This is a genomic window from Cryobacterium lactosi (assembly GCF_004403945.1).
GTDB lineage: Bacteria > Actinomycetota > Actinomycetes > Actinomycetales > Microbacteriaceae > Cryobacterium > Cryobacterium lactosi.
In genome coordinates this window covers 24,681-48,671 of the sequence record NZ_SOHM01000002.1, presented here as the reverse complement: position 1 = coordinate 48,671, position 23,991 = coordinate 24,681, and the positions used below count along the sequence as shown (strand labels likewise).

At 69.6% G+C, this 23,991-nt stretch carries 20 protein-coding genes; 5 read left to right on the top strand and 15 right to left on the bottom strand.

What is annotated here, in order from left to right; all coding sequences use genetic code 11:
• Nucleotides 1–2: 2 nt before the first annotated feature.
• Nucleotides 3–323: an MGMT family protein gene (locus E3T61_RS00315; RefSeq protein ID WP_198418616.1), complete on the top strand. Its 321-nt coding sequence runs from the start codon at nucleotides 3–5 to the stop codon at nucleotides 321–323.
• Here the strand turns inward: E3T61_RS00315 and E3T61_RS00310 are convergent.
• The gene (locus E3T61_RS00310) at nucleotides 298–1,575 is read right to left on the bottom strand and encodes an NAD(P)/FAD-dependent oxidoreductase (protein ID WP_194114239.1); all 1,278 of its coding nucleotides are present in this window, start codon (nucleotides 1,573–1,575) and stop codon (nucleotides 298–300) included. The two genes, E3T61_RS00315 and E3T61_RS00310, sit on opposite strands and share 26 nt — an antisense overlap.
• A gap of 294 nt (nucleotides 1,576–1,869) precedes the next feature.
• Here E3T61_RS00310 and E3T61_RS00305 point away from each other — a divergent pair, with 294 nt between their 5' ends.
• Nucleotides 1,870–2,229, top strand: a complete 360-nt coding sequence (locus E3T61_RS00305; protein WP_134638939.1) for a cupin domain-containing protein — start codon at nucleotides 1,870–1,872, stop codon at nucleotides 2,227–2,229.
• 75 nt (nucleotides 2,230–2,304) lie between these two features.
• Here the strand turns inward: E3T61_RS00305 and E3T61_RS00300 are convergent, their stop codons facing one another.
• From E3T61_RS00300 to sucC, 10 genes are all read right to left on the bottom strand, one after another.
• Nucleotides 2,305–4,110, bottom strand: coding sequence for an ABC transporter ATP-binding protein (locus E3T61_RS00300; protein ID WP_134638938.1), 1,806 nt, complete (start codon nucleotides 4,108–4,110; stop codon nucleotides 2,305–2,307).
• The gene (locus E3T61_RS00295; protein ID WP_134638937.1) at nucleotides 4,107–5,957 is read right to left on the bottom strand and encodes an ABC transporter ATP-binding protein; all 1,851 of its coding nucleotides are present in this window, start codon (nucleotides 5,955–5,957) and stop codon (nucleotides 4,107–4,109) included. The genes E3T61_RS00300 and E3T61_RS00295 overlap by 4 nt, the downstream gene beginning before the upstream one ends.
• Nucleotides 5,958–6,417: 460 nt before the next feature.
• Nucleotides 6,418–7,230 (bottom strand): dimethylargininase, encoded by an 813-nt coding sequence (gene ddaH, locus E3T61_RS00290; RefSeq protein WP_134638936.1) that lies wholly within the window; start codon nucleotides 7,228–7,230, stop codon nucleotides 6,418–6,420.
• 111 nt (nucleotides 7,231–7,341) lie between these two features.
• Entirely contained in the window at nucleotides 7,342–8,562 is a 1,221-nt protein-coding gene (locus E3T61_RS00285) for a mechanosensitive ion channel family protein (protein WP_241992306.1), read from the bottom strand.
• 179 nt (nucleotides 8,563–8,741) lie between these two features.
• Nucleotides 8,742–10,421: a bifunctional phosphoribosylaminoimidazolecarboxamide formyltransferase/IMP cyclohydrolase gene (gene purH, locus E3T61_RS00280; protein WP_134638935.1), complete on the bottom strand. Its 1,680-nt coding sequence runs from the start codon at nucleotides 10,419–10,421 to the stop codon at nucleotides 8,742–8,744.
• Nucleotides 10,418–11,011 (bottom strand): phosphoribosylglycinamide formyltransferase, encoded by a 594-nt coding sequence (gene purN, locus E3T61_RS00275; RefSeq protein ID WP_134639099.1) that lies wholly within the window; start codon nucleotides 11,009–11,011, stop codon nucleotides 10,418–10,420. Before purN ends, purH begins: the two co-directional genes overlap by 4 nt.
• Nucleotides 11,012–11,020: 9 nt before the next feature.
• The gene (locus E3T61_RS00270; RefSeq protein ID WP_174776965.1) at nucleotides 11,021–12,277 is read right to left on the bottom strand and encodes a cell division protein PerM; all 1,257 of its coding nucleotides are present in this window, start codon (nucleotides 12,275–12,277) and stop codon (nucleotides 11,021–11,023) included.
• 86 nt (nucleotides 12,278–12,363) lie between these two features.
• Nucleotides 12,364–13,923, bottom strand: coding sequence for an APC family permease (locus E3T61_RS00265; protein ID WP_134638934.1), 1,560 nt, complete (start codon nucleotides 13,921–13,923; stop codon nucleotides 12,364–12,366).
• 126 nt (nucleotides 13,924–14,049) lie between these two features.
• Entirely contained in the window at nucleotides 14,050–14,937 is an 888-nt protein-coding gene (gene sucD / locus E3T61_RS00260) for a succinate--CoA ligase subunit alpha (RefSeq protein WP_134638933.1), read from the bottom strand.
• A gap of 14 nt (nucleotides 14,938–14,951) precedes the next feature.
• Complete coding sequence (gene sucC / locus E3T61_RS00255; protein ID WP_134638932.1) at nucleotides 14,952–16,121, bottom strand: ADP-forming succinate--CoA ligase subunit beta; 1,170 nt, start codon at nucleotides 16,119–16,121, stop codon at nucleotides 14,952–14,954.
• A 149-nt stretch (nucleotides 16,122–16,270) separates the two neighbouring features.
• Here sucC and E3T61_RS00250 point away from each other — a divergent pair, with 149 nt between their 5' ends.
• The 3 genes from E3T61_RS00250 (at nucleotide 16,271) to E3T61_RS00240 (ending at nucleotide 18,876) form a co-directional block, all read left to right on the top strand.
• A complete protein-coding gene (locus tag E3T61_RS00250; RefSeq protein ID WP_134638931.1) occupies nucleotides 16,271–16,999 on the top strand; it encodes a VIT1/CCC1 transporter family protein in 729 nt (242 codons plus the stop codon).
• A 65-nt stretch (nucleotides 17,000–17,064) separates the two neighbouring features.
• Nucleotides 17,065–17,451 (top strand): DUF3054 domain-containing protein, encoded by a 387-nt coding sequence (locus tag E3T61_RS00245; protein ID WP_134638930.1) that lies wholly within the window; start codon nucleotides 17,065–17,067, stop codon nucleotides 17,449–17,451.
• A gap of 105 nt (nucleotides 17,452–17,556) precedes the next feature.
• Complete coding sequence (locus E3T61_RS00240) at nucleotides 17,557–18,876, top strand: DUF1254 domain-containing protein (RefSeq protein ID WP_134638929.1); 1,320 nt, start codon at nucleotides 17,557–17,559, stop codon at nucleotides 18,874–18,876.
• On the opposite strand, the gene E3T61_RS00235 is transcribed toward E3T61_RS00240, so the two are convergent.
• The 4 genes from E3T61_RS00235 to E3T61_RS00220 all read right to left on the bottom strand — a co-directional run bounded on the left by E3T61_RS00235 (nucleotide 18,877) and on the right by E3T61_RS00220 (nucleotide 23,990).
• A complete protein-coding gene (locus E3T61_RS00235) occupies nucleotides 18,877–19,101 on the bottom strand; it encodes a hypothetical protein (protein WP_134638928.1) in 225 nt (74 codons plus the stop codon). It lies immediately after the preceding gene.
• A 216-nt stretch (nucleotides 19,102–19,317) separates the two neighbouring features.
• Nucleotides 19,318–20,424, bottom strand: a complete 1,107-nt coding sequence (locus E3T61_RS00230; RefSeq protein ID WP_241992305.1) for an FUSC family protein — start codon at nucleotides 20,422–20,424, stop codon at nucleotides 19,318–19,320.
• Complete coding sequence (locus E3T61_RS00225; protein WP_134638927.1) at nucleotides 20,421–22,898, bottom strand: ATP-dependent helicase; 2,478 nt, start codon at nucleotides 22,896–22,898, stop codon at nucleotides 20,421–20,423. The genes E3T61_RS00230 and E3T61_RS00225 overlap by 4 nt, the downstream gene beginning before the upstream one ends.
• 54 nt (nucleotides 22,899–22,952) lie before the next feature.
• On the bottom strand, nucleotides 22,953–23,990 hold the full coding sequence (locus E3T61_RS00220) for a glycerophosphodiester phosphodiesterase family protein (RefSeq protein WP_134638926.1): 1,038 nt from the start codon (nucleotides 23,988–23,990) through the stop codon (nucleotides 22,953–22,955).
• Nucleotide 23,991 lies beyond the last annotated feature (1 nt).

Below are 23,991 nucleotides of genomic sequence, written 5' to 3'. Positions count from 1 at the left end.
CCGTGCGTCTGTCCCCGGAGAGCCCGTTCGTCGCGGCGGTGCTCGACATCGTCGACGCCATCCCACCGGGTCGGGTGATGACCTACGGCGACGTCGCTGCCACTCTGGGCTCCCGCGCCGCCCGCGTGGTGGGCCAGACGATGGCGCAGTTCGGGGCGGATGCGCCGTGGTGGCGGGTGATCAGGGCCGGAGGCCTCCCGCCGATAGGCCACGAGACCCGGGCCCTGGCCCACTACCGCGCCGAGAAGACGCCACTTCTGCTCGGCGCCGACCCGGAGACCGGCTACCGGGTGGACCTCAGCCGAGCCCGCTGGCGTCCCTGACCGCTCCGGTCTGGATGATGGCCGGCGCCACCCCGGCCGGCATCGCTACTGGCGGGACAGCGACTGCGCCGGTGGCAGTGGGAGAGGCAGGTCCGTCGGGGCTCGCGCCCGGGTCGGCCAACTTGGCCTGCCACTGGGTCACCTGCACGGTTTGGTCGATGCCCAGCACCGCCACCGGCTGGTTGTCGCGGCGGTAGACGGCCACCAGGTCGCCGGTGTCGACGCCGCCGGACTCGATGGTCATCTGCTCGCCGCCGTGCAGCCGGCCGGCGAACTGCACCAGGGCGCCGGCCTGTTGCGAGGTCAGCCTGGCGGGCGCCAGTGCCTCGCCCGGGTGCACACCGAGCAGGGCCGCCATCGCGATCGACGGCCGGTCGCGGGTGTCGCTCCAGTGGGCGATGCGGTGGTGCTGTCCGGTGACCGGGTCCAGCCAGGCCGCGCAATCGCCGACCGTCACGACCCCGGGCACGCCGGTGCGACCGGCGGCGTCCGCGACCACCCCGCCGCGGAGGTCGAGACCGGAGTCGCCCAGCCAGCCCACCAGCGGTACGGCCCCGATGTCGAGCAGCACCACGTCGGCGCCGACCTCCTCCCCGGTGGTCAGCCGCACGCCGGACACCCAGCCGGGGCCGATCAGGTCGGCCACTCGCAGGTCGGTGCGCACGGTGATGGCCCTGCCCTCGTGCAGCCCGTACACGGCGCCGGCGACGGTCGCTCCGAAGGTCGTGCTCAGGGCATCCGTGGTGCTGCCGAGCACCGTCACGTCCAGGCCCATGTCCCGGGCGGTCGAGGCCACCTCGAGCCCCACCACACCGGCACCCACCACGACCATACGGGCGCCCGGGAGCAGTTCTTCGCGCAGGGCGAGGGCATCCTCCACGGTGCGCAGGGTGTGCACGCCACGGGGCATGGTCGTGAATCGGCGGGCGGCGGACCCGGTGGCGATCACGACGGCGTCGGAGTCGACCGTGCGGCCGTTGGCCAGCGTCACCCGGTGCGCGGCCGGGTCGAGGGCGACGGCTCCGACGCCCAACCGCCAGTCGGCGTCGAGGTCCTCGGTGGGGGCTTCGAGGGCCAATTCGCCGATCGTGGTCTGCCCGGTCAGGAATCCACGGGCGAGCGGCGGCCGGTCGTAGGGACGGTGGCGTTCGCTGCCGAGGACGGTGATGCGGCCGGTGTAGCCGTGTGCGCGGAGGGCGGCGGCACTCGCGTGCCCCACCACCCCTGCGCCCACAATGGTGACGGATTGCATGCTGGGTGATCCCCCGATCAGACAGGCCGACACCATCGGTCCCCGGTGGCACCGGCTCGGGAACGAAGGTGCTCGTTCGAGGCGGTTGTGTTCTCTGGACCAGATTCGCCGCCCGCCCGGGGAGTGTCAAGCGTGTCAGGCGGGTTCTCGGCGAGTGGTCTCCGGCCCTTGACATCCCTGAAACACGCCCGACTCAAACCCCGCCCGCCCAGCCCGCGAACTGTGAGTCAAGCCCCGAAAACTCGAGTTTTCAGGTGCTTTTCTCTCAGTTCGCGAGGGGTGTATCGTGCCGGCATGGCAGAGGAAGAGGCGGAGGCAGCCGACCCGGTCGGCTCGAACCCTGAGCACTACCGGGTCTTGTTCGAGAACGAGCGGGTGCGCGTGCTCGAGTACCGGGATGAGCCGGGCGATGCAACCAGCCCGCACCGGCACCCGGACAGCGTGATGGTGACACTGAGCGACTTCAGCCGCCGGCTCTCGCTGGGCGACCGGGTCTTCGATACGGTTCTGGATGCCGGCGAGGCGCGCTGGCTGCCCGCCCAAACCCACTCCGGCGAGAACACCGGCGCCACGCCCACCCACGCGATCTTCGTCGAGCTCAAGGGCACCCCTCTAGCGAGCCCCACGGCCGCCCCTCCCTTGGGCCCGTCCTAGCCCGCGAACCGTGAGTTAAGCCCCAAAAACTCGAGGTTTTCGGGGCTTATCTCACAGTTCGCGGGATGGTGGCGCTTAGACGAGGGACTCGCGCCAGGCGGCGTGCAAGCGGGAGAACCGGCCGGTGCCCGAGATGAGCATGTCCGGGGTGCCGTCCTCCACGATCACGCCGTTCTCCATCACGAGCACCCGGTCGGCGATCGCCACGGTCGACAGCCGGTGCGCGATGATCACCGCGGTCCGGTCGCTGAGCAGCGTCTGCAACGCCTCCTGCACCAGCCGCTCGCTCGGGATGTCCAGCGACGAGGTGGCCTCGTCGAGGATCAGCACCGCCGGGTCGGCCAGGAACGCCCGCGCGAACGAGATCAGCTGGCGCTGACCGGCCGACACCCGCCCGCCACGCTTGTTCACGTCGGTGTCGTAGCCGCCGGGCAGCCCCGCGATGAACTCGTGCGCGCCCACGGCCCGCGCGGCCGCCTCGATCTCCGACCGGGTCGCCCCCGGCTTGCCGATGGCGATGTTGTCGGCGACGCTGCCGCTGAACAGGTACGCCTCCTGGGTCACCATCACGATGGCCCGGCGCAGGTCCTTGGGGTGCAGGTCGCGCAGGTCCACTCCATCCAGCAGCACCCGGCCGGCGGACGGGTCGTAGAACCTGGAGATCAGCTTCGCCAGCGTGGACTTGCCCGCGCCCGTCGACCCGACCAAGGCGATGGTCTGCCCGGGTTCGAGGGTGAGGCTGAAGGTCGGCAGGATGACCCGGTCGGCCTGGTACTCGAACTTCACGTCCTCGAACTGCACGGCGCCCTTCGACGTCCACAGGTCCACCGGCGTGGCCGGGTCCGGCACTCCGGGCTGCTCCTCGAGCACCCCGGAGATCTTCTCCAGCGCGGCGGCGGCCGACTGGTAGGAGTTGTAGAACATCGCCATCTCCTCCATCGGGTCGAAGAACCGGCGGGTGTACAGCAGCGCGGCCAGCAGGGCGCCGATGGCCAGCTGCCCGTCGGCCACGCGGAAGCCGCCGACCAGCAGCACCGCGGCGACGGTGACGTTGCCGATCAGGATCAGCCCGGGGTCGAACACCCCGAACAGCTGGATCACCCGGGCGTTGACCAGCCGGTACGCCTCCACGAGCTTGCCGAAGACACCCTCATTGCGCTTTTCGGTGCGGAACGCCTTGACCGCGCGGATGCCCGTCATGGTCTCGACGAACTGCACGATCAGGCTCGCCGATGCGGTGCGTGAGCGGCGGAACAGGTGCTGCGAACGCACCTGGAACCACCGGGTGAGCGCGAGCAGCGGCACCAGAGCGACGAGCAGCACCAGCCCGCTGACCCCGTCGAGGGCGACCAGCGCGACGCCGGTGAAGGCCATGTAGAGCAGGCCCTGCACGAGCTGGTTGATGCCGGAGTCCAGCAGTTCCCGGATCGCATCCAGGTCGCTGGTCTGCCGGGAGATGATGCGCCCGGAGGTGTACGACTCGTGGAATTCGAGGCTGAGCCGCTGGGTCTGCAGGAACACGCGCTTGCGCAGGTCGATCAGCACGGCCTGGCTGATCCGGGCGGAGAGCACGGTGTACCAGGCGATCAGCAGGGCCCCGGTGATGCCGGTGACGAGATAGATGCCCCCGGTTGCGGCCAGCGGCACCCAGTCCTGCTTGAGCAGGGCGGGCAGGCCCTTGTCGATGCCGTACGCGATCAGGGCGGGCCCGGCGACCTGCGCGGCCGTGGACACCACGACGACGAGCATCGCCACGACCACTGACCAGCGCACCGGGAACAGCAGGGAGCCGAGCAGACGCAGCGAACGGCGCCGGATCTGGGCGCTCTCAGCCTTGGTGTAGTCGACGCGTTCTTCGCCTTCGACTCCGATGACGCTCACAGTGCTTCTCCCGCTCGTTCGGACTCTCGTCGTTCTTCGTCCTCCAGGCTGGAGATGACGAATTTGTAGTGCGGGCTCGAGGCCAGCAGTTCGGAGTGCGTGCCGACGGCGGTGATCCGGCCGGCTTCCAGCAGCGCCACCCGGTCGGCGAGCATCACAGTGGACGGGCGGTGCGCCACGATCAGCGCCGTGGTCTTCACGAGCACCCGGCGCAGCGCCGCTTCGACGAGCGACTCGGTGTTCACATCGAGCGCCGAGAGCGGGTCGTCGAGCACCAGCACGGCGGGCGCCGCGGCGACGGCGCGGGCCAGCGCTACGCGCTGCCGTTGCCCGCCGGAGAGACTCATGCCCTCCTCGCCGACGAGGGTGTCGACGCCGTCGGGTAGGTCGTGCACGAAGCCGGCCTGGGCGATCTGCAGCGCCTCGGCGAGGACCGCGTCGGCCTCGGGGCTCCGCTCGGTGAGCTCCGGCCGGCCCAGCAACACGTTGTCGCGAACGGATGCCGAGAACAGCGTCGCGTCCTCGAACGCCATGGCGATGTGCCGGCGCAGCTCCTCACGGCGCAGCGCCCGCACGTCGACCCCGTCGAGGGTCACCGAGCCATCCGTCACGTCGTACAGCCGGGTGGTCAGCGCCGTCAGGGTGGACTTGCCGGAGCCGGTGAGCCCGACCAGCGCCATGGTCTCGCCGGGTTCGAGTACCAGGTCGACCCCGTCGAGCAGGTCGGGGAAGCGCTCCGGCGAGTCGGCGTAGCGGAAGTGCACGTTCTCGAAAGCCAGCCGGCCGCGCGGGGCGGTAATGGTGACGGGGCGCGGCGGGTCGGTGATGGTGTTCGGGGTGTCGAGGATGTCGAAGAACCGGTCGGTGGCGGTGCGGGTGTCGAAGGTCATCGACAGCAGGAACCCGATCGACTCCACGGGGAAGCGCAGCACGGTGGCGGTGGCGAAGAAGGCCACCAGTTCGCCCACGCTGAGCTGGCCCTGGCTGGTGAGCCAGACACCGGAGACCAGGCAGAGCGCGAACGCCACATCGGGAACGAGCAGCAGCCACAGCCAGATGCCGGCGATGGCGCGGGCCTTCTCGATCTCGGTGCCGCGCAGTTCCTCGGCCTGGTTGGCGAAGCTCTTGAGCGCGAAACTGCCGCGCCCGAACGCTTTGAGCACCCGGATGCCGTGCACCGATTCCTCTACGGCGGTCGCGAGGTCGCCGGACTGGTCCTGGCTGCGGCGGGCGATCACCGAGTACTTCTCCTCGAAGACGTAGCCGTAGATCCAGATCGGGATCGAGCAGACGAGGAAGATCAGGCCGAGGATCCAGTTCATCGAGACGAGGATCACCACGCCGGCGAGGATGGTGAGGAAGTTCACCACGAGCAGCACCAGACCGAACGAGATCCAGCGGCGGATCATGTTCAGGTCGCTGATGGCGCGCGAGAGCAGCTGCCCGCTCGGCCAGCGGTCGTGGAAGGTCACGGGCAGGTCCTGCAGCCGGGCGTAGAGGGCGTTGCGCATCCGGGATTCGATGTGGGTGCCTGGCACCAGCACGAACCAGCGGCGCAGGGCGATCATCACGGCTTCGAGCACGCCCAGAGCCAGCACCGTGAGCACGGCGGGCCAGATCGGGGTGGTGTCGCCCTGGCTGAGGGCGCCGTCGACGAGCTGCTGCAGCACCTGCGGGATGGCCAGGGCCACGAGCGAGGCGAGCAGCGCCGCGAGCATGCCCAGGCCGATGCGCGGCAGGGCAGGCTTGGCGTAGGGGTAGAGCCGCAACAGAATACGGAGCGTGTTCGAGCGCGCGGCGGGCGTGGGCGCGGTGTGGGGCGGATGCTGTTCAGCAGTGGTGGTCATGAGTTTTCCTGGCTGGGCCCGGTGCGGCGCTGACGCGTCGGCGGGCTGGATGATGCCTGACTAGGTGGGTCGGGAGCCGTGGCGAAGCCAACGGTTGCCCTGGATGGCGCGGGATGAACGCGTCCGAGAGGTCAGGCGCGTGTGCGCCCGCCGATACGTGCCGGCCCGCGCTGGTGCGGGCGGTGTGGTTGCTTGGAGTCGCTCCTAGGCGGAGGCGAGCCCGAGCGCCGGGGCGGCCGGAACGAAGGCAGCGCCGGTTGCAATCGATGCGAACCTGGTGCGAGCTGTCTTAGTCATGTCGGCCTCCTGAGCGTTGCGTATCATCGTCTTGTGCCCCCCTGTTCAGGCAGCCTTTCAGGATAGGGCCACGGGCACGCTGGGCGCAAGAGCGAATTTCGGCCGGGCCGCTCTTTGGCGGTGGATGCGGGCGCGAAGCCGGGCGCATCCGTGCCGGTCGGCGTCAGCGCACCCGCACGCTCAGGCAGGTGACGCAGCCCTCGAGCTTCTCGAACTCGGTGATGTCCACGGTGACCGTGCGGTACCCGAGCCCGGTGAGCAGTTCGGCGGTCTGCGGGGCCGCGGCCGAGAGCAGCAGGGTGGTCTCGTCGAGGATCACGACGGCGGTGCCCTCGGCCTCGGGTACGGGCAGGAATTTCTCGAACCGGGTCGGGTCGTCCACGAGCGGCGGGTAGCCGATGACGGTGCCGTCCGGTAGCGCGGTGATCGCGGTCTTGAGATGCAGGGCGCGGGTCACCGGGACCGGCACGACGGTGTAGCCGAGCGGTTCGACGATGGCGGCCAGTTGCGCGGCGCCTTCGGCGTTGGTGCGGAGGCTCTGGCCGACGTAGACGGTGCGGCCCACCTTGAGCACATCGCCGCCGTCGAGGGTGCCGGGCAGGGCGAGCCGGTGCACGGCGAGGCCGAGGGCGCGCACGGCCGCTTCGGCGCCGGCGGTCTCGCCGCGGCGGCTGGTCGCGCCGGGGCTGCTGAGCACGGCCGTGTCGCCGAACAGGATCACGGCGTCTTCGATGAACACGGAGTCCGGCTGGTCCGGCGCCGGTGCCACCTCCGTGGTGGCCCAGCCCTCGGCCCGAAGCGCGGCGACGTAACCGTCCCACTGGGAGCGGGCCAGGTCGAGGTCGATCGGCACGCGGTCGATGTGGGTGATCTGACCCTCGGCAAGGATGTCGACGGGCCGGCGCACGAGGGCGCGCTTCCCGGTGCCCGTCGATGTCGTGTCGGCAGGGCGGCCAGAGTCACCTGAGGGAGTCATGCGCACAGCCTAACCGCCTGGCAATTGTTGCCGGATCGGACTTCTGCGTCCGGCGTACCGGACGCAAAAGTCCGCTTCGGACACAGTTGCGCGGGGCCGGCGCGCGCGGGGCTAGCGGGGAGCCGGGAGGGACTCGGGGGCGTCGTCCCAGTCCTGCACCGTGATCGACTCGGTGAAGTGCTGGGCGCGTTCCTTGCCGCCCTCGTCGCCGGAGAACAGGCCGGGCGCCTCGATGACCGGGCGGGCGGGCTTGCGGCCGCGTGCCGACGGGCGCACCGGCGCGGCCTCGGGCTCGTGGCGCACCTCGACGCGGCTCATCGGCAGGGCGTCGGGGTTCTCGGCGTTGACCCAGTCGATCAGGTTCTCCCGAACGAAGCAGCGCAGGTCGAAGAGGGTCGGCGCGTCCTGCGCGGTCACCAGCACGCGCACCCGCACGTAGCCGCCCACGGCATCCGTCACCTGGAGCACCACGGCACGTTCGTCCCAGAGGTCGGTCTGCGCGACGATGCGGTTGAGCTCTTCGCGCATCGCGGCCGGGTTGACCCGCCAGTCGAGGTCGAACTCGATCGCGCCGAGCAGCTCACTGTTGTGCCGGGTCCAGTTCTGGAACGGGGTGGTCGTGAAGTAGGTGGACGGCAGCACCATGCGGCGGTCGTCCCAGATGTGCACGACGATGTAGGTGAGGGTGATCTCCTCGATCTTGCCCCACTCCCCCTCGACGATTACGACGTCATCCACTCGCAGCGCGTTGTTGAACGCGAGTTGCATGCCGGCGAAGATGTTCGCCAGGGTGGACTGGGCCGCCAGGCCCGCCACGACGCTGAGCAGGCCGGCGGAGGCGAACAGGCTCGCGCCCACGGTCGCGGCGCCGGGGATGCTGAGCAGCACCGTGCCGATGGCGCAGATGATGAGGATCACGATGCCGATGCGCCGGAGCATCCGCAGCTGAGTGCGCACCCGGCGGGCCACCCGGTTGTCGCGCACGTCGATGCGATACCGGTTGGCGGCCATCTCCTCGGCGAAGTACAGCAGCGCGCAGAGCAGCCAAGTGGCGCTGCCGATGAACAGGGTGCGGAAGATGAAACCAGGCACCCAGGCCACATCATCGGGCAGGACCAGGTAGCTGGTCACGGCGAGCCAGAGCGAACCGATCAGGATGGTCATGCGGAACGGCACCCGGATCAGCTGCACGAGCACCCGCGCCCAGGCCTTGCGTTTGCCGACCATGCGGAAGGCGAAGGCGGCAATCGCGGTGACCGCGAGGGCGATCACGATGGCCGCGACGACGGCAACCGGGAGAGCGGGCAGGGACAGCCCCAGAAGTTCGATCACAAGTGGCCTTTCCGTGTCAGGTCTGTGGAGGTCTGCAACGGCGGTGTCACGTGGACCTCCCATCATGACAGGTGCACCTGAGAGGGGCCACAAAATAACGAACGCCGGTGCCGCAGCCGCATTGAACGGATGCTGCACCGGCGTCGCCGGGTCGCCGACCGGTAGCGGTCGGCGGATGCCTAGTGGAAGAAGTGACGCTCCCCGGTGAAGTACATCGACACACCGGCGGCCGTCGCCGCGGCGATGACCTCCTCGTCGCGCACCGAACCGCCGGGCTGCACGACGGCGCTGACGCCGGCTTCGAGCAGCACCTCGAGGCCGTCGGCGAACGGGAAGAACGCGTCGGACGCGGCCACGGCGCCCTCGGCCCGCTCCCCCGCACGGCTCACGGCGAGGTGGCAGGAGTCGACCCGGTTGACCTGGCCCATGCCCACACCCACGGATGCGCCGGCGTGCGCGAGCAGGATCGCGTTGGACTTCACGGCGCGGCAGGCCTTCCAGGCGAACTCGAGGTCGGCGCGAGTGGCGGCATCCACCTCGGGGCCGGACACCAGACGCCACTCGGAGGTGTCGAGGGCGTCGAAGGTGTCGGTCTCCTGCACGAGCAGGCCGCCGGAGATCTGGCGCAGCTCCAGCGACGAACGGCGGTAGTCGGCCGGCAGCTCCAGCAGACGGATGTTCTTCTTCGCGCTGAGCAGCTCGAACGCGGCCGGCTCGAAGCCGGGAGCCACGAGAACCTCGGTGAAGATCTGGCTGACCGTTTCGGCCATGCCCAGCGTGACGACGCGGTTGGCGGCGATGACTCCGCCGAACGCGGAGACCGGGTCGCAGTCGTGGGCACGGTGGTGCGCCGACGCGATGGCGTCGGGCGCCTTCGGGTTGGCCACGGCGATGCCGCAGGGGTTGGCGTGCTTGATGATCGCCACGGCGGGTTCGGCGAAGTCGAACGCGGCGCGCACGGCGGCATCCGCGTCCACGTAGTTGTTGTACGACATCTCCTTGCCGTGCAGCTGCACGGCCTGGGCGATGCCCTGGCCGCCCTCACCCAGATAGAGCGCTGCGGCCTGGTGCGAGTTCTCGCCGTAGCGCAGCACGGTTGCGCGGGTGGCCTCGATCGCGAGGGTCGCCGGGAACAGCGCGTCGGCCTCAGGGTCCTCCGCGCCGACGATCGCGTCGAAGGCGTCGAGGATTTCCTCGCCGAGCGCCTCGGTGTCGTCCTGCCACTGGTCGTAGACGTTCTCGGTGAACCAGGCCGACACACTCAGGTCGTAGTTGGCCGTGTGCTCGAAGGCGAGGGAGGCGAGCTTCTGGCGCAGGCGCAGGGTGCTGCCGCCGGCGGCGACGGCGGCGATGATCTCCGGGTAGTCCTCCGGGTCCACGGCGATGGCCACGTTGGCGTGGTTCTTCGCGGATGCGCGCACCAGCGCGGGCCCGCCGATGTCGATCTGTTCGATCACGTCGGCCGGCTCAGCGCCGGATTCGACGGTCTCCACGAACGGGTACAGGTTCACCACCACAAGCTGGAACGGGGCGATCGAGAGGTCGGCGAGCTGGTTCTCGTGCGCCTCGAGGCGGAGGTCGGCGAGGATGCCGGCGTGCACGCTCGGGTGCAGGGTCTTCACCCGGCCGTCGAGCGACTCCGGGAACCCGGTGACGGCGGAGACATCCGTCACGTCGTGGCCGGCGGCACGGATGGTGGCCGCGGTGGAGCCCGTGGAGATGATCTCGACACCGGCGGCGGCGAGGGCGTTGGCCAGTTCGACCAGCCCGGTTTTGTCGGAGACCGAGATCAGCGCGCGCTGCACGGGAATGACATCCCGGTCGCGGTAGAGGCTCCGGGCGTTGGTGTGACCGCTCATATGGGGGAATGCTCCTTGAGATCGACGTGTCCGTTGGCGATGTCGAGCACGGCCTGCACGAGCAGGCGGCGTTCGACGAGTTTGATGCGATCGTGCAGCGAGTCCTGGGTGTCGCCCGGATGCACCGGCACCCGTTCCTGGCTCACGATCGGTCCGTCGTCGACTCCGTTGTCCACGACGATGATGCTGGCGCCGGTCTGGCTGGCGCCGGCGGCGAGCGCGTCGCGCACCCCGTGCGCGCCGGGGAACTCGGGCAGGTAGGCGGGGTGGGTGTTGATCAGGTGCGGCGACAGCGCGGCCACCACCCGCGGTGGCAGCAGACGCATGAAGCCGCTGAGCACGGTGAGGTCGGGCTGCCACTGCTGGATCTGCTCGAGCAGCGCATCGCCCCAAGCGTCGCGGTCGGGGTAGGACGAGAACGGCACGGTGAAGGTGGTGATGCCGAACTCCTCGCCGAGGGCCAGCCCTTCGGCATCCCGGTCGGCGCCGATGGCGACGACTCGGGCGGGGAACTCGGCGTCGCTGGACGCCTCGAGAAGCGAGCGCAGGTTCGATCCTCCGCCGGAGATCAATACGACCAGTGACAGCACCATCCGAGCCTACCGTTTCGTTGAGACTTCCTCGGTGCGCGAATCCGTGCTCCGGGCCCGACGGCCACCGACGAGCATACCCAGTGCGGCGGCGATGCCGACTTCGAGGGTGGCCAGCGCCCCCACGAGCAGCGGGTTGGGGCCCACCTCGGCGAGACGGCCCGGTCCCATCGCCCCGGCGGACCACCAGCTGAGTAGGCCCAGCAGGACGCCCGCGACGACGCCCATCAGCGCCCCGGTGAGTAGCATCCGCGACGGCCCGTGCGGGGCGTTGGGGCGTTTGTCGAGGCTTTGCCGCACGAGCACGGCCATCACGAACCCGACCAGGACCGGTACGAGCAGGCCGAGGAAACCGAATTCGAGGGTGCCGTGCGGCAGCGCGCCGAACAACGGCAGGCCGGGCACGGCGTCGAGGGTGGTGCCCAGCGGGGAGACGCTGCTGCCAGCGCCGAGGGCGATGCCGGGGCCGACGAACCAGGCGGCCGCCCAGATCACCAGGTTGGGGATGAAAGCCAGCTGGGCGATGGTGAGGGCGATGCCGCCCATCACATCGGCCTGCAGCGTTTCGTAGAGGCCGATCACGGTGGCGAAGTTGGCCAGCACGGAGACGAACACGGCCAGGCCCGAGATGACCATGATGCCGGCAACGGCGGCGGTGCCGCCGCGGAGTGCCGCGAGGAGTTGGCTGCGCACCTCGGCGGGGATGCGGTGCAGTTGGTCACCGAGGGGCCGGCTGACCCAGCCGGGCAGCGTCGGCGCCACCCTGGGGGTGCCGGTCAGGCCGATCAGCACACCGCAGGCGAAGACCAGGGTGGGCAGCAGGATGCCCTGTACCGGCGCCGGCGTGACGATCGCGGTGCCGGCGGAGAGGGTGAGCAGCGCGGCGAGCAGCCCATACGTGAGCACGGCAACACCCGCGGCGGTGAGGCTGTAGTCGGTGCCGGCGGCGCGGCGGCCGGTGCGCACACCGAGCAGCACCGCGAGCAGGGCGAACCCGAGCAGGCCGATGCTCACGGTGAACGGCAGTTCGGAGCCGGCCAGGCCCAGCGAGGCCGACACGTCGACGGGGAGTTGCACAGCGAGGTCGACGCCGTTGCCGAGCAGCCAGACGTCCACGGCGGCGCGCCAGAAGACGAACCAGTCGATGCCCAGACCGTAGTGGGTGCCCCACAGGATCGTGAGCGGCACCAGGGCGATGCCCACGCCGATGGCGACGACAATGAGCGCCTCGAGCGCGGCGAGTAGGGCAGTCGTTATACGGTTCATATCCGTGTGGGAGCCTACCGTGGGCGGGCTGCGGGTTCGTCGTACCCCGCCGCGCTCGGGCCGAATCCCCGGGCACAACCGCCGTTCTAGATGCCGCCGTCCACCGACCTGGTCACCGGCAGGTCTTCGTCGGGCACCAGCACCGCGGTGTCGCGGTTGAGTGACTCGCCGCGGAAGAACGGCTTGGCGCCGGGGAAGAAGGACCACACGATCATGACGAGCACGCCGGCGAGCAGCGAGCCGACGCCGACCACGAAGACGCCGCCGACGCCGAACAGCACCGTGTAGCCGTAGTCGGGGTCGAGCATGTCGATCACCGAGAAGACGAACGCCGCCGTGAGCAGCAGCGAGCCGAGCAGCGGGAAGACGAAGCGCATCCAGGCGTTGCGCCAACTGGTGAACAGGTCATGCCGGAAGTACCAGACGCAGGCGTAGCCGGTGATGGCGTAGTAGAACGCGATGGCCAGCCCGAGCGAGAGGATGGTGTCGTTGAGGATGTTCGACGACACCAGGGTCATCCCCACGTAGAACGCCACCGCGACGATTCCCATGATCAGGGTGGAGAACGACGGGGTGTAGAAGCGCGGGTGCACCTGCGCGAACCGGCGGGGCAGGGCCTTGTAGATGGCCATGGCGAGGGTGCCGCGGGCGGTGGGCAGGATGGTGGTCTGGGTCGATGAGACCGCGGAGATCATCACCGCGGCCACGAGCAGCCAGGCCCACGGCCCGAACACCGCGTCTTTGAGCGCGAAGAAGACGTCGTCGGCGTTGCCCTCGTTGCCCAGGCCGAACCCTTCGGTGCCCAGGCCCGCGTAGGACATCGCCGCGACGGCGACACCCACGTAGGTGACCAGCAGGATGAGTGTGGTGAGCACGGCCGCCTGGCCCGGGATCCGTTTGGGATCCTTGGTCTCCTCGTTCAGCGACAGGCAGGTGTCCCAGCCCCAGTAGATGAACAGGGCCAGCAGCACACCCTCGACGAGCCCGTTGAACGAGGTGAGGGCGAACGGGTTGAACCACTCGGCCTGCGGGGTGGTGGAGCCGGCCGGGGCGCTGCCGTCGAACACCGCCCACAGGGTGAACACCGTGAACAGGATCAGGGCCAGGTACTGGAAGCCCAGCAACACGTTCTGCAGCCGTTCGCCGATCTCGATGCCCCGGTAGCTCACCCACACCATCAGCGTGATGAACACCACCCCCGTGACCGTGACGATGAGTTCATTCTCGGCCAGGTCCGGCGCCACCAGCAGCCAGAAGTAGATGCCGCCGATCTGCGCGAGGTTGCCGAGCACAACGATGCCGGCCACCGCGACGCCCCACCCGCCCATCCAGCCCACCCACGGGCCGAAAGCCTTGGTCGCCCAGGTGAACGTCGTGCCGCAGTCCGGGATGTCCCGGTTCAGTTCCCGGTAGGCGAACGCCACCAGGAGCATCGGGATGAACGCGATCACGAACACCACCGGAGCCTGGGCTCCCACGGCGAGGACCACGAACCCCAGCGTCGCGGCCAGGGAGTACACCGGGGCCGTGGAGGCGAGGCCGATCACCGTGGAGCCGAACAGGCCCAGAGTGCCGGCCGCCAGGCCCTTGCCCGACGAGGGGGCCGGGTCGGGCCGGACCGGCACCGTCGCGTCGTTGCGGGACATGGTCCTCCTGTCGAGGGCTGCGGTGTCCGTGTGGGTGCGGGCACGCGTGTGCGTGCATAGTACTCGCGGCCTCGCGCACGAGAAAGGGCCCGCCGGATCGGCGGGCCCTTCGTCGTGTGGTGCGCTCTACAGTGCGGCGAGAACCTCGCGCAGCAGGGTCGCGGTCTCGCTCGGCGTCTTGCCGACCTTGACTCCGGCGGCCTCGAGGGCCTCCTTCTTGCCCTGGGCGGTTCCGGCGCCGTCGGAGACGATGGCGCCGGCGTGGCCCATGGTCTTGCCCTCGGGGGCGGTGAAGCCGGCCACGTAGCCCACGACGGGCTTGGTGACGTGCTCCTTGATGTAGGCGGCGGCCTTCTCCTCGGCGTCGCCGCCGATCTCGCCGATCATGACGATCGCGAGGGTCTCCGGGTCGGCCTCGAACGCGGCGAGCGCGTCGATGTGGGTGGTGCCGATGATGGGGTCGCCGCCGATGCCGATGGCGGTCGAGAAGCCGAGGTCGCGCAGCTCGTACATCATCTGGTAGGTCAGGGTGCCCGACTTGGAGACCAGGCCGACCGGACCCTTGCCGGTGATGTTCGCCGGCGTGATGCCAACAAGCGCCTCACCGGGGGTGATGATGCCGGGGCAGTTCGGCCCGATGATGCGGGTCTTGTTGCCCTTCTCCTGGGCGTAGGCCCAGAACTCGGCGGAGTCCTGCACGGGCACGCCCTCGGTGATGATCACGAGCAGGCCGATTTCGGCGTCGATCGCTTCGATGACGGCGTCCTTGGTGAAGGCCGGCGGCACGAACGCGATGGAGACATCCGCGCCGGTGGCCGCGATGGCCTCGGCGACGGTGCCGAACACGGGCAGCTCGACGTCACCGTGGGTGACGGTGGTGCCGGCCTTGCGGGCGTTGACGCCGCCGACGATCTGGGTGCCGGCCTTGAGCATCAGGGCGGTGTGCTTGGTGCCCTCGCCGCCGGTGATGCCCTGAACGATGACCTTGGAGTCCTTGTTGAGGAAGATTGACATTCTCTTGGGTTCCCTTACTTCGCGGCGTAGGCGAGTTCGGCGGCCTTGGCGGCGCCCTCGTCCATGGTGGCGGCCAGCGTGACCAGCGGGTGGTTGGCCTCGTTGAGGATGCGGCGGCCTTCGTCGACGTTGTTGCCGTCGAGGCGCACCACGAGGGGCTTGTTCGCCGCGTCGCCGAGGGTGGCCAGCGCGCCGACGATGCCGTGGGCAACGGCGTCGCAGGCGGTGATGCCGCCGAAGACGTTGACGAAGACGCTCTTGACCTGCGGGTCGCCGAGAATCACGTCGAGGCCTGCCGCCATGACGGCCGCGGATGCTCCGCCGCCGATGTCGAGGAAGTTGGCCGGCTTGACGCCGCCGAACTCTTCACCGGCGTAGGCGACAACGTCGAGGGTCGACATGACGAGCCCTGCGCCGTTGCCGATGATGCCGACCTCGCCGTCGAGCTTCACGTAGTTCAGGTCGTTCTGCTTGGCCTTGGCCTCGAGCGGGTCGGCCGCGGCCTTGTCCTCGAGGTCGGCGTGGCCGGGGTGGCGGAAGCCGGCGTTCTCATCGATGGTGACCTTGCCGTCGAGGGCGATGATGTCGCCCTCTTCGGTGAGCACCAGCGGGTTGACCTCGACGAGGGTGGCGTCTTCGCCGGCGAACACGTTGTACAGCTGCACGAAGACCGGGGCGACCTTGTCGACCAGCTCGGCCGGGAACTTCGCGGCACGCGCGATCTCCGTGGCCTTGGCCAGGTCGATGCCGGCGGTCGGGTCGATGGCCACGTAGGCGAGCGCGTCGGGCTTCTCGACCGCGAGGACCTCGATCTCCACGCCGCCCTCGTAGCTGGCCAGCGAGAGGTAGGAGCGGTTGGACCGGTCCAGCAGCACTGAGAAGTAGAACTCCTGCTTGATGCGGGCTCCCCCGGCGACCATGACCCGGTGCACGGTGTGCCCCTTGATGTCCAGGCCCAGGATGGCGCGCCCGGCGGCTTCGGCCTCATCCGGGGTCTTTGCGACCTTCACGCCGCCGGCCTTGCCGCGGCCGCCGACCTTGACCTGCGCCTTGACGACGACGACACCACCGAGCTTCTCGGCCGCGGCGCGCACCTCCTCGGGCGTGTCTGCGATGATTCCGGGCAGAACCGGAACTCCATACTGCTCAAACAGGTCTCTGGCCTGGTATTCGTAAAGATCCACGCTGCTCTTCCAATCCGCGTCATAGCGTTCCGTGCATGGGGTAGGTGTGGCCTGGTTCCCCCGGCGCGAAAACTAGCTCGACGTCGAGAGATACTGACCATCTCAAACTCTACCTTCTCAGATCGACGGCCGAGTGCTTGGCTGAATCCATGAGTTCATTGAATCCGCCCGCCGAGCCGGACCACGACGTCGAACCGCATTCCCCCGGTCATGCCTCCCGGCTCAATTGGCTGAGGGCCGGCGTGCTCGGCGCCAACGACGGCATCGTCTCGGTCGCCGCGCTCGTCGTGGGTGTTGCCGCCGCCACCTCGGACTCGGCCGCGATCCTGATCGCCGGCGTGGCGAGCCTGCTGGCCGGTGCGATCTCGATGGCGCTCGGCGAGTATGTCTCGGTCAGCAGCCAGCGCGACACCGAACGGGCCCTGATCGGCAAGGAACGCACCGAACTCGCCACCATGCCGGAGCAGGAGCTCGCGGAGCTCGCCGGCCTGTACCGGGCCAAGGGGCTCTCCGCCGAGACCGCCCGCCGGGTGGCCGACGAGCTCACGGCGCACGACGCTCTCGGGGCTCATCTGGAGGTGGAGCTGCACATCGGCACCGAGGAGCTGTCCAACCCGTGGCACGCGGCGTTCGCGTCGGCGCTGGCGTTCACCGTCGGCGCCGTTCTGCCGCTGCTCGCGGTGCTCCTGCCCCCACCCGAGTGGCGGGTCCCCGCCACCTTCCTGTCGGTGGCCGTGGCGTTGATCATCACCGGCTGGGTGAGCGCCGCGCTCGGTGACAGTCCGCGGATGCGCGCGATCACCCGGGTTCTTGTCGGCGGCCTCCTCGCCCTCGGCGTGACCTATGCCATCGGCGGTCTGCTCGGAACCACGGTCTGACCGCCTGCTCACTGCTGCCAATCCCCGGCTGCCCGCGGGCCGGCCCCGCCCGGTAATCTGGTGCCATGCCCTATCGCAACGCCAGCCTCGCCCTCATTTCCTTGGCGGCCGGCCTGGATGCGGCCCTGCTGCTGCTGTTCGTGATGATCGGCCGGGCCAGCCACGGCGAGGGGCTCTGGGGCGTACTGGGCACCTGGTGGCCGTTCCTGGCCGGGCTGATCGTGGCCTGGTTGGTGTTGCGTGCCTGGCGCACCCCGCTGCAGATCGCCTGGACCGGCCTGGGTGTGTGGATGATCACCGTCATCGTGGGTTTGCTTCTGCGCATCGTCAGCGGTCAGGGTGTGCAGCTCAGCTTCGTCATCGTGACCTTCCTCGTCACCGGCGCGTTCCTGATCGGCTGGCGCGCGATCGCCCTCCTGGTGGGGCGCCTGCGTCATCGCCGCACCGTCTGAGCCCGCCGCCCTGTGCCAGGCCACGCGGCTGGGCCACAATGCTTTGCGAACGGTTCGCCCACCCGGGCCCCGCCCGGCCTGGACCGACCCCGCGGAGGATGAGTCATGAGCACCCTGGCGATCGACCCGAAAACCCTGGCCGCCGAGGCCTACATCTACCTGTACCCGCTGATGCTGATGGAGGTCACCCGGCGGCAGAGCATCAACACGCCGCCAGGCCGGGTCTTCGGCCGCGGCCCGGAGAACACCTTCGTGCACACTCGCACCTTTCCGACTGCCGATTTCCGCGACGTTGTGCGGCCCAATTTCGACACCCTCTACTCGATCGCCTGGCTCGATCTGGGCGCCGGCCCGGTGGTGCTGCACTTGCCGGACACCGCCGACCGGTACTACCTCATGCCGCTGCTGGACATGTGGACCGAGGTCTTCGCCAACCCCGGCAAGCGCACCACCGGCACCGCGGCTGCTGACCTGCTCGTGGTGCCGCCCAGCTGGAGGGGCCCGGTGCCTGCCGGGTACGGGCTGATCCAGGCGCCGACCCCCCACCTGTGGATCGTCGGCCGGTTCCAGACCAACGGGGTTGACGACTATCCGGTGGTGCGGGCACTGCAGGACCAGCTCTCGCTGACCCTGCCGCCTGAGTACGACCAGGTCCCGCTGAACCCGACAGTGGATTCGAGCACGGCGCCGTTGCGGACCGTCGCTGACCTGAGCGGGGTGGAGTTCTTCCGGCGCGCCGCCGAGGTGCTCCAGAGAACTCCGGTGCACGCGACCGACTTCTCGGTTCTCGCCCGCATCCGGCACCTGGGCATTGTGCCGGGTCTGCCCTTTGCCGACCACGAGCTGGATGCCGCGGATCTCGAGGCGCTCGAGGCCGGGGTGGCGGAGGCCAGGGCGACCCTGCTCGCCTCGCTGCCGCTCATGGGCAGGCGGGTGAACGGCTGGCTGCTCAACGTGGAGACCATGGGCAACTACGGCAACGACTACCTCAAACGGGCCGTGGTGGCGCTCGTCGGCCTCGGCGCCAACCCGCCCGAGGACGCGGTCTACCCGATCCTGCTCACGGATGTTGACGGGCATCCGCTCAGCGGCGAGAACCGGTACCGGCTGCACTTCGACAAGAACGAGTTGCCGCCCGTTGAGGCGTTCTGGTCGCTGACCATGTACGACGCGGAGGGTTTCCCGGCCGCCAATCCGATCGACCGGTACGCCCTCGGCGACCGGGATGCGCTGCGGTACAACCCCGACGGCTCACTCGATCTCCACCTGCAACACGACCGGCCGGCCGATGACCTGGTGCCCAACTGGCTGCCGGCGCCGGCGGGGCCGCTCGGGGTGACGATGCGGTTATACGGCCCGCGCCCCGAGGTGCTGGAGGGCGCCTGGGTTCCGCCGGCGGTCACCCGGCTGCCCCCGGGGTCCTGACTAGCGGTCGAGGCCGTCGTCCTCGTCAAGGTCATCGCCGAGGTCAACGAGACGGTTGTCGGCGTCGTCGCCCCACTCGTCGGTGTCCTCAACCTCGGTCGGGGCGGTGTCCTCCTCGTCGGGAAGCAGGTCCACGTCCTCGGGGATCTCCAGGTCGTGCACCAACCGATTGTCATCGAGCGCTTCGGGGTCGTGCGGCCACAGACCGCCTGTGTCGTTGGTCATCATCGAGCCTCCTCTGCTTTGCTCCGGCGAGATTGTTGGGGCGAGATGACGCGGTGGCGTGAGTCCCGGCACACGGCACGGGTGCCCCAATGCGAGACAACGTACCTGCGTCGCGGCGCGGCGACAAGGCGCAACCGGCGAGTTGCCCTCAAGCGGACGAATTGCCCGCGCGCACCAGGGCACCTCGTCCGCAGCGGCGCAAGTCGCCGGGCCGGATCAGCTCGGCAGGCCGCCGCGCCGAGCCGCCGCACGGGCCAGAGCGGCGCGGGTGGCCACCACGATCACCAGGGCGACCGCACCGCCGAGCGCCGTCTCCACGACCCGGTCGACCAGCAGGCCGGACACCGGCGCCGGGTTTCCGAGGTGCGACACCGTCAGCGCCAGCGGGGTGATGAACAGCAGCGCGGCGCCGTAGTGCCGGCCGATCAAAATCTCGGCGCCGAACTGGCCGATCGCGATCGTGAGGATCAGCACCCAGACCGGCGGCCCGGGCAGCAGGATCAGGGCGGTCACCAGCACTCCGGCGACGGTGCCGAAGATGCGGTGGAAGGCGCGGGAGGTGGAGTGCCTGGCGCCGGGCGGCGGCAGCACCGCCACGACGCTCACGACGGCCCAGTACGGATGCCCGATGCCCACGAGCACGGCCAGGCCGCCGGCGACGAGAACGCCCACCAGCATCTGCCCGATCGAGAGCCAAACCAGCTTGTCGCGGTACGCGGCCAGGTTCACCGTGGGCTGCCGTGGCAATGGTTTGAAGAGGCTGCCACCGCGATCGGGAGCGGCGCGCCGCAGCAGCCATCCCGACATCGTGACGAGCCAGGCGAAGGCGGCGCCGGCGACCCCCACCAGCAGCCGGGGCAGCACCTGGTCGAAGTCGGTGGGTACCTGGGCGCACACCGTGTAGGCGAAAACGAAGAACAGTGGCGTGCCGGGGAACAGTCCGGCGGTGCTGATCAGCAGCACACCGAGCACGATGACCAGCATCAGTCCGAGCGTGAGCGCCGCCAGCGGCGCGCCGAGGGCGGCCATGACGAGCCCGAATCCGATGCTGCCCAGCATCCCGAGCATCGCGATGCTCACCGAGCGGGCGCGCAGCCGATACGGTTCGCTGCGGCCGAACAGCGCCGTCATGCCGCCGAAGGTGGCGTAGACGGCCCAGTCCACCCGCCCGGCGACGACCAGCACCGTCAGCGGGATCACCATCGCGAGCGTCGCCCGGCTGGCGACCTCCAGGTCGAGGGCGCGCAGCGAACGCGCCCACTGCCTCAGCGTTTCCGGCCGGGCGGGCGCATCCGCCGCATCGTCGTGGTGGGGCGTGCTCACTCGATTTTCTCGATGGGCGCGATCTTGATCAGCAGCTTCTTCGCCCCGCTGGTGTCGAATTGCACGTGGGCGATGCGTTTGGTGCCCTCGCCGGTGACCTGGTTGACCTTGCCGTCGCCGAAGTCCACGTGGCGGATGCGGTCGCCCGCGTTGAGGGTGAGGTCACCGTTGTCGCGCACCTGCGCGGTGACCCGATTGGCCCACTCGGTCTTGGGCTTGGGCGCCGGCGGCAGCTGCCCGGGCGTTCCGCTGCGGGAGCCGAAGCCGCCGCCGTCCCGCCGGGCGTTCAGCGCCCGCGGCTGGGTGCCACCGCGGGAATTGGCCATGCCGGGTGACTGCTTCCAGTCGATCAGCGTCGCCGGGATCTCCTGCAGGTAGCGGCTGGGCATGGCCACATTCACCTCGCCGAACTGGGCGCGGGTCATCGCCAGCGACAGGTACAGCCGCTGCCTGGCCCGGGTGATGCCCACGTAGAACAGGCGCCGTTCCTCGGCGGGCCCACCGGGTTCGCCGGCCGACATCTGGTGCGGCAGCAGCCCCTCCTCCACCCCGGTGAGGAACACGGCCTCGTACTCGAGTCCCTTGGCGGTGTGCAGCGTCATCAGCGACACGGTGCCGGAGGCATCGTCGAGGTCGTCGGCGGCGGCCACCAGCGACACCTGGGTGAGGAAGTCGACCAGGCCGGCATCGGGGTTCTCCCGGTTGAAGTCCTTCGTCTGCGCGACGAGCTCCTCGATGTTCTCCGCCCGCACCTCGTCTTGCGCGTCACGGCTGGCCCGCAGCACGGCGAGCAGCCCGCTGCCGTCGAGCAGGAAGGTGAGCAGATCGCTGACGTTGGCGGCGCCGGCCGGGTTCTCCGGGTCCATCATGAGCGCCGCCGAGTCGAGCAGGGTGGCCAGCTGCAGGATGGCGCCGGTCACCTTGGGCCCGAGGCCCAGGCCGCCGGAGTCGCGCATGGCCTGCCGGAAGGAGATGCCGTTGGTTTCGGCGAAGCTGGCCAGCTGGGTTTCGGTGGCGGGCCCGATGCCGCGCTTGGGGGTGTTCAGGATGCGGCGGAGCGCGAGTTCGTCCACCGGGTTGGCGACCGCGATCAGGTACGCCAGCGCATCCTTGATCTCGGCGCGTTCGTAGAATTTCGTGCCGCCGACCACCCGGTACGGCACCGCGGCGCGCACCAGGATCTCTTCGAGCGCTCGGGTCTGCGCGTTGGTGCGGTAGAACACCGCCATGTCGCGGTAAGCCATGCCCGCGGAGTGCAGCACCTCGATCTCGTCGGCCACGAACTGGGCCTCGTCGTGACCGTTGTAGGCGGTGTAGCCCACGATCTTCTCGCCGTCGCCGCCGGCGCTCCAGAGCCGCTTCTCGCGGCGGTCGAAGTTGTTGCCGATCACGGCGTTGGCGGCCGAGAGGATGTTCTGGGTGGAGCGGTAGTTCTGCTCGAGCAGGATCACCTTGGTGCCGGGGAAGTCCCGTTCGAACTCGGTGATGTTGCGGCTGGAGGCGCCGCGGAACGCGTAGATGGACTGGTCGGAGTCGCCGACCACCGTCAGTGAGGCGCCGGGGATCTGGCCGGAGGCGTCCTGCAGGTTCTTCACGTGCAGACCCTGATCCTCCATGTCGTCGGCCAGTTCGGCCTCGACGGGGCGGGTCAGCTCGCGCACCAGCGCGTACTGGGCGTGGTTGGTGTCCTGGTATTCGTCGACCAGGATGTGCCGGAACCGGCGCCGGTACAGCGCGGCGACCTTGGGGAAGGCGCGGAACAGGAACACCGTCTCGCCGATCAGGTCGTCGAAGTCCAGGGCGCTGGCCTCGCGCAGGCGCCGGGTGTACTGGCGGAAGATCTCGACGAACATGACCTCCTGCGGGTCGCTCATGTTCGCGTTGCGGGCGTAGGAGTCGACATCCGCCAGCTCGTTCTTGAGCTTGGAGATCTTGGACGACACGTTGCCGGGTGTGAAGCCGAGGGTGTCGGCGTCGAGCTGCTTGATGATGCGCTTGATGGTGACCTTGGAGTCGGCCGAGTCGTAGATGCTGAAGTTCGTCGACAGGCCCGCGCTCTCGGCCTCGCGGCGCAGGATGCGCACGCAGGAGGAGTGGAAGGTGCTGATCCACATGCCGTCGGAGGCCTGACCGAGCAGGCCGCGCACCCGGTCGCGCATCTCGGCGGCGGCCTTGTTGGTGAACGTGATGGCGAGGATCTGGCTGGGCCAGGCCTCGCGGGTCTCGATGAGGCCGGCGACGCGGCGGGTGAGCACGCTGGTCTTGCCGGAGCCGGCGCCGGCCACGATCAGCAGGGCGGGGCCGCGGTACTTGACGGCCTCGAGCTGCTGCGGGTTGAGCCCGTCGAAGAGCGGACTCTGCTGCTCTGACCCTGCGCCGGGGCCGGCACCGGGTCCCGCTCGTCCGTCGAGGATGATCGGGGTCGCCGACGACCTGGTTGCGGGGGTGTTGGGCAGGTCTGGAGACAAAGTCATGGCGAGCCAATTCTAGGCGCAGCCGCCGACATCCGCCCGGCGTGAGGCGAGGTCTCAGACGTGCGAGAGCGGATGCGGCAACCCGGCGGGCAACCCGTCGCGCACGAAGACCGCCAGGTCGGGTTGGTCGGCGAAGACCCCGTCGATGCCGGTGTCCATGATCGTGCGGAACTCGGCCTGCCAGTTGCCGAAGTCGGCCTTGCGGGTGCCGACCCGGAAGCTGGGGGCCAGGAACCGGTTCTCCGGGCGCAGAGTCCAGGTGTAGATCTGCAGGCCGGCGGCATGGGCGGAGTCGACGAGGTTGGAGGCGCCGTCGACGACGCCGTCCGCATCCGTGTTGAGGATCAGGGATTTGGGCACGCTGATGCCGTCGACCTGGTGGCCGAGCTGGTAGAGGGCCAGGTCGGTGAGGTAATCCGAATATTGGGTGGCCCGGTCGCCGAACCTGGCGACGAGGTCGGCGGGGGCGCCGGTGGCTTCCAGCAGGAACACCCGGCGGCCGAAGATGCCGCGTGCCTGCACCTGGGCCAGCACGGTGCGCTCGAAGCTCTCGATGGTCAGCCGGCCCTCGCCGGTGTTCCAGCCGGCCTCGTTGACCTCGGCGGCGAACAGTTCGTCCAGGGGCAGCCCGATGGACTCGAAGTAGCTGGCGTGCTTGATCTCGGCCACGAGGCCGAGTTCGCGGTCCAGCGGCGCCTCCGCCCGGTCGACGAGGCGGAACACGTCACGCAGCCGCAGGATCGGGAAAAGCCCGTCGAAGCTGGCGCTCAGGCCGCGCAGGGCCGGCAACCGTTCCCGGGCGCGCAGGGTGCGCAGCTCCGCCCAGGTGAAGTCCTCGGTGAACCAGCCGGTCAGGGCGACGCCGTCGATGACCTTCTCGGTTCGTCGGCCGGCGAATTCGGGGTGGGCGGCCACATCCGTCGTGCCGGAGATCTCGTTCTCGTGCCGCACGACCAGAATCCCGTCCTTGGTGGCGACGATGTCGGGCTCGACGGCGTCGGCGCCCAGGGCGAAGGCGAGCTTGTAAGCGGCTTCGGTGTGTTCTGGCCGGTAACCGCTGGCTCCGCGGTGTCCGATCACGAGGGGTGGCATG

Bases quoted from the DNA above. Each gene is read 5' to 3' on its own strand.
- E3T61_RS00240 (WP_134638929.1), top strand. From the start codon at position 17,557: ATGAGCACCCTGGCGATCGACCCGAAAACCCTGGCCGCCGAGGCCTAC.
- E3T61_RS00225 (WP_134638927.1), bottom strand. From the start codon at position 22,898: ATGACTTTGTCTCCAGACCTGCCCAACACCCCCGCAACCAGGTCGTCG.
- E3T61_RS00220 (WP_134638926.1), bottom strand. From the start codon at position 23,990: ATGCCACCCCTCGTGATCGGACACCGCGGAGCCAGCGGTTACCGGCCA.
- E3T61_RS00305 (WP_134638939.1), top strand. From the start codon at position 1,870: ATGGCAGAGGAAGAGGCGGAGGCAGCCGACCCGGTCGGCTCGAACCCT.
- ddaH (WP_134638936.1), bottom strand. From the start codon at position 7,230: ATGACTCCCTCAGGTGACTCTGGCCGCCCTGCCGACACGACATCGACG.
- E3T61_RS00295 (WP_134638937.1), bottom strand. From the start codon at position 5,957: ATGACCACCACTGCTGAACAGCATCCGCCCCACACCGCGCCCACGCCC.
- E3T61_RS00250 (WP_134638931.1), top strand. From the start codon at position 16,271: ATGAGTTCATTGAATCCGCCCGCCGAGCCGGACCACGACGTCGAACCG.
- E3T61_RS00245 (WP_134638930.1), top strand. From the start codon at position 17,065: ATGCCCTATCGCAACGCCAGCCTCGCCCTCATTTCCTTGGCGGCCGGC.
- E3T61_RS00235 (WP_134638928.1), bottom strand. From the start codon at position 19,101: ATGACCAACGACACAGGCGGTCTGTGGCCGCACGACCCCGAAGCGCTC.
- purH (WP_134638935.1), bottom strand. From the start codon at position 10,421: ATGAGCGGTCACACCAACGCCCGGAGCCTCTACCGCGACCGGGATGTC.
- E3T61_RS00310 (WP_194114239.1), bottom strand. From the start codon at position 1,575: ATGCAATCCGTCACCATTGTGGGCGCAGGGGTGGTGGGGCACGCGAGT.
- E3T61_RS00265 (WP_134638934.1), bottom strand. From the start codon at position 13,923: ATGTCCCGCAACGACGCGACGGTGCCGGTCCGGCCCGACCCGGCCCCC.
- E3T61_RS00270 (WP_174776965.1), bottom strand. From the start codon at position 12,277: ATGAACCGTATAACGACTGCCCTACTCGCCGCGCTCGAGGCGCTCATT.
- sucD (WP_134638933.1), bottom strand. From the start codon at position 14,937: ATGTCAATCTTCCTCAACAAGGACTCCAAGGTCATCGTTCAGGGCATC.